Raw genomic sequence first — 4146 nt, forward strand, 5'->3', positions numbered from 1 at the left:
AAACAGATAGGGGCACCCCCCAGGAGTCCGGCGAACTCTGAGCGGTCCCACAGACATGCAGCTCAAGCATGCCCCCGTCCGGCCGCCCGCGTGCCGTTCCGCCCGGCCTGCCGACACCGTTTCAGGTAGCGCTCTTCGTCATCCAGAGGCCAACGGGCCGACAGGTATGGATCGTTACTCCCCCGCTGCGGGGCAAGATGGCGCCGAGGCAACCACTACAGCGGGCCCCGGCTCGTCAGTTGCTTCAGCACCTCGGCCGACGGCGTCTTCCTCGCCTGCTCCAGAGCCGCGCCCACGGCTTCCAGATCGGTGCGTACCTGGGCGTCCTCGGCTCCGGCCCGCTCAGCAAGTTCGTTCAGCAGGGCGCGTCCCCGGTCGACGTCCTCGTCACCGACGACGGACCTCTCGTCCTCGAACAGCTTCCCTGCGCGCTCGATCAGCGCGGCAGCCCGGCCTGCCAGGCGCTCGTCGGTGAACAGGATGGAAGCGGTGGGCAGTTCGACCCGTTCGATGAGGGCGATCCACTCGCGGCCAGCCTCGGTGCTCGCGAGCACTTCCTCACGGAACCGGCGCAGCGCGTCCACCTCGGTCTGACGCTTAAGCAGTCGCAGACCGATCAGGTCGAAGGCGCAGACGCTCTGCTGGGCGAGGGCCAGCAGGCCCGCTTTGGCGTCGCGCTTGATGAGAGTGGGGTCCGGCGGGTGAAAAGAGTCCTCCACAGTGTCGACGCGCGGGCCCGTCTCGATGGTGAAGCCGTAGGTCTTGCGCAGCACGGGATTCGCGATGTGGCGGCTGTAGACATAGTCGCTCTGTACGCCGGTGGTGGGGTACAGTGCCCGGCCTGTCTGCGGTGTGTACGCGCGCCCGCGTACCTCCGTGATCGCGTCGACGACCCGTTGCCCGACCGTCGTGAAGCGGAGCAGGTCCTGGGGCGTGATGTACTCCCGATAACCCGGGATGCCGATGGGCGCACAGGTTCCGGTGGGCAGGCTCGTGAACCGCTGTGCCGGATCGTTGGTCTGGTTGTGGGCGTGACCCCACGGATACAGGACGAGCTCCGAAAACGAGTGCACGTCCACGAAACTGTGGATGGGTTGCGTGTCCAGCAGGTACTTGACGTTACGGGTCTCCGGCTCGGAGAACGCGCCGGACCCGACGAAGACATCGCTGCAGGGGCTGCACGAGGTCTGCCCCTCAGCCACTCCCCAGAGGAGGTCCGCGTTGCGGTTGAGGTCGACCCCGTCGCACGAGGTCCCTAGGTTGTCACGGAGGTTCTTGCGCCACATGTTGTCGACTGTCAGCACCTTGTTGCGGCCGTCGGGGTTGGAGCAAGGCACGAACCAGAGGTCGAGGCTCTCCAGGATGAGTTTGACCTCCTGAGCCGTCCAGGTACGGCCGCCGTACACGACGTCAGTGCCCTTCAGACAGCTCACGACGAGGTCGACGGCGAGTTCCACCAAGGCGTCCGGATTCATCAACTCGCGTGCGTGGGTGCCGCCCACGAACAGGACACCTCGACGGTCTCCGCCCTCACCGGCGCGCAACCGCAGGGCGAACACCGGGCGGCCTTCGACGGAGGGCTCGGGCAGTTGAGTCCTCGTGCACAACTGTGGGAACCACGTGGCGAGCAGCGAGGTCACGGAGTCGAGTTGGGGGACCGTTCGATACATCACACGCCTCCCGACCGCTCGATGCCCTGGACGCGCTCCTCCAGCCAGGCCCTCACCGAGTCGTCCTGTTCCACCAGTTCGGCGGGGAGGGGCCGCACGGCCACCTGGGCATGCAGACGGACTTCGTAGCCGCTCTCCAGCAGTCGCTGGCACTCCTCCGCGGAGACGACCACCCGGACCTCACCCTCCCGATCGGGGATCCGGTCCAGATCCAGATCGGCGACGCCGAGGAGATCACGGTTCGTCGCGCCGGGGTGGACCGTGGCGTCGAAACGCACCCTAGGGTTCTCACCCCCGGCGTCCCGGAGTGGAGGCTGCTGTGTGCGTTCGGACGGTTCGTTCATGTCCGTCTCCCTCGGTGCGTTTCCGTCTGTCACCAAGACCGCTGAGACCCAGCAGATCCTGCCAAATCAGACAATTCACCATCACTGATGATACTGAGACGGGGCCGGTCCGCTGTCAACTCCGGTGCCACACCCGACAGTCAGCACCTCCGGAACGGATGAAGCAGCGTCGTGTTGCGGGCCCCTGTACCCGGTGCGACGGTAGATAAGAGGGCGTTACCCAGACAGCGGACCGGCAGGGACAGCCCTGCAGGCGACGGCTCGCGCGTCGATACGTGGCCCACCATCCCCGGAGCCTGGCACTGTGTGCGTCGGCGCGCGTCTACTGGCCGGGGAAGCGCACAGAAAGCGGGAAATTCAATGGCGAACGGACCCTTGGACAGGTACGCCTTCGGCGAACAGCCGTTCCGACCCAATGGGGCTCCGTCGGGCCGGAGCACGGAGTACACCGGTCGGTACGTGGTCCTGCTCGACCCGGGCAACCAGGAGAGCGGACTGAACACACTGCGTTCCGCCGCCGACATCGCGCCCGTGGACCCGTGGAGCGGGTAAGTGGAGCCGAGACCACCAACGTCGCCGAACTCCTCGAAAACCCCGACGTATCGGTGCACTTCGAAGAACTCGGCGCCGCCGTCGTCGAAGTGCGGGCCGACCAGCGCCACGCGCTGGTGACCACGGCCGAGGCCGATCCGTCGATCATCGCGGCCGAACCGGAGCGCATGGTCTACGCCTCGGTGATCACCGCCCCGCAGCAGGCACCGACCGAGTTCTTCCCGGCCTACCGCAGCGACGAGGAAACGGTCGAGCGCCACACCAAGGCCGAGATAGCCGTTGCACAGGGCCCGGCCCTTGACGAGCAGAAATGGACCTGGGGCCTCCAGACGATCCGGGCCAGCCGTCTTGAACCGCCCCGGGTTCGGTAGAGACCTCAGATTGCGGTTGTGACCTGGGGTTTTGTGGGCGCTGTCACGTTGGTTGACCGGGTGGGATGCTCTTCGGGTTGATCATGCTGGGAGGGGTCGTCCGTGGAGGGCACGTCGCCGTCGTACAGGGGGCACCGGTACCCGGTCGAGGTGATCTCCCCCTGCGTGTGGCGGTACTTCCGCTTCCCGCTCGGCTTCCGCGAGGTCGAGGAGCTCATGCTCCAGCGCGGCGTCATCGTCTCCTACGAGACCATCCGCCGCTGGTGCGCCAAGTTCGGCCAGGCCTACGCGAACGGACTACGTCGTCACCGGCCCCGAACCGGCGACAAGTGGCACCTGGACGAAGTCTTCATCAAGATCAACGGTGGGCTGAAGTACTTGTGGCGGGCCGTCGACCAGGACGGCACCGTGCTCGACATCCTCGTGCAGAGCCGACGGGACAAGGCCGCCGCCCGGCGCTTCTTCCGCCGCCTGTTGAAGAAGACGCGCGCGGTGTCGCGGGTAATCGTCACGGACAAGCTCCGCTCCTACGGAGCGGCCCACCGCGAGGTCATGCCCTCCGTCGAGCACCGCTCGCACCAGGGCCTGAACAACCGGGCCGAGAATTCCCGCCAGCCCACCCGGCAGCGTGAACGCGGCCATGAAAGGCTTCCGCTCCGGCGGCGGAGCCCAGCGGTTCCTGTCCGCGTTCAGCGGCATCTCACCCCACTTCCGCCCTCACCGCCACCTGATGACCGCCCCCGGCCACCGCGCCGAGATGACCGTCCGCTTCGCCCTCTGGGACCAGATCACCGGCGCTGCTGGTCGGCCCACCACGGCCTGACCCCAGGCCCGAAGCGCAGGCCCACCACGCCCCGACGCGCCATCAGGCACTCACACACCCAACAACGTGACAGCGCCGCAGCAAGGCAAGCAGGATCACATAACCTTCGGAAGGTCCGTCTGCGGCCTCCCGGTCGGCTGCCTCCACAATGTGGCCGATCGGGGGGGCCGCGCACGCCAGCCACAGGGTGCCTTGCCGCCCACCCGGGAACAGAAAATCTGTTCAGGCCGCGTCCGCCTCCGAGGAATCCTGAAGTGCCCCTCGGGCCCCGCGCCTTTGTACGCCGGACGCGAGTGTTGCATCTATGACAATTCCACGAGCCGACGTCGCCGAATGCTGCCCGTATAGGGTCATTTTGTTGGCTTAGAGGGTGTCTCACGTGGCGT

General features: G+C 66.8%; 4 protein-coding genes and 1 pseudogene. 3 read left to right on the forward strand and 2 right to left on the reverse strand.

Annotated elements, in window-relative coordinates; all coding sequences use genetic code 11:
- Nucleotides 1-215: 215 nt before the first annotated feature.
- Nucleotides 216-1670, reverse strand: a complete 1455-nt coding sequence (locus AOK11_RS22510) for a M14 family zinc carboxypeptidase (RefSeq protein WP_157869426.1) — start codon at nt 1668-1670, stop codon at nt 216-218.
- Nucleotides 1670-2014 (reverse strand): hypothetical protein, encoded by a 345-nt coding sequence (locus tag AOK11_RS22515; RefSeq protein ID WP_157869427.1) that lies wholly within the window; start codon nt 2012-2014, stop codon nt 1670-1672. Before AOK11_RS22515 ends, AOK11_RS22510 begins: the two co-directional genes overlap by 1 nt.
- Nucleotides 2015-2374: 360 nt before the next feature.
- Between AOK11_RS22515 and AOK11_RS45240 the strand changes: the two genes are divergently transcribed.
- The 3 genes and pseudogenes from AOK11_RS45240 (at nt 2375) to AOK11_RS22530 (ending at nt 3760) form a co-directional block, all read left to right on the forward strand.
- Nucleotides 2375-2566 (forward strand): hypothetical protein, encoded by a 192-nt coding sequence (locus AOK11_RS45240; protein WP_055595544.1) that lies wholly within the window; start codon nt 2375-2377, stop codon nt 2564-2566.
- A complete protein-coding gene (locus AOK11_RS45245; RefSeq protein WP_055595545.1) occupies nt 2554-2937 on the forward strand; it encodes a hypothetical protein in 384 nt (127 codons plus the stop codon). Before AOK11_RS45240 ends, AOK11_RS45245 begins: the two co-directional genes overlap by 13 nt.
- 102 nt (nt 2938-3039) lie before the next feature.
- A pseudogene (locus tag AOK11_RS22530) lies at nt 3040-3760 on the forward strand (IS6 family transposase).
- Nucleotides 3761-4146 lie beyond the last annotated feature (386 nt).

Source organism: Streptomyces hirsutus (genome assembly GCF_001418415.1).
Classification (GTDB): domain Bacteria; phylum Actinomycetota; class Actinomycetes; order Streptomycetales; family Streptomycetaceae; genus Streptomyces; species Streptomyces hirsutus.

Excerpts from the sequence above, each read along its gene's own strand:
- AOK11_RS22510 (WP_157869426.1), bottom strand. The coding sequence starts at position 1,670 with ATGTATCGAACGGTCCCCCAACTCGACTCCGTGACCTCGCTGCTCGCC.
- AOK11_RS22515 (WP_157869427.1), bottom strand. The coding sequence starts at position 2,014 with ATGAACGAACCGTCCGAACGCACACAGCAGCCTCCACTCCGGGACGCC.
- AOK11_RS45240 (WP_055595544.1), top strand. The coding sequence starts at position 2,375 with ATGGCGAACGGACCCTTGGACAGGTACGCCTTCGGCGAACAGCCGTTC.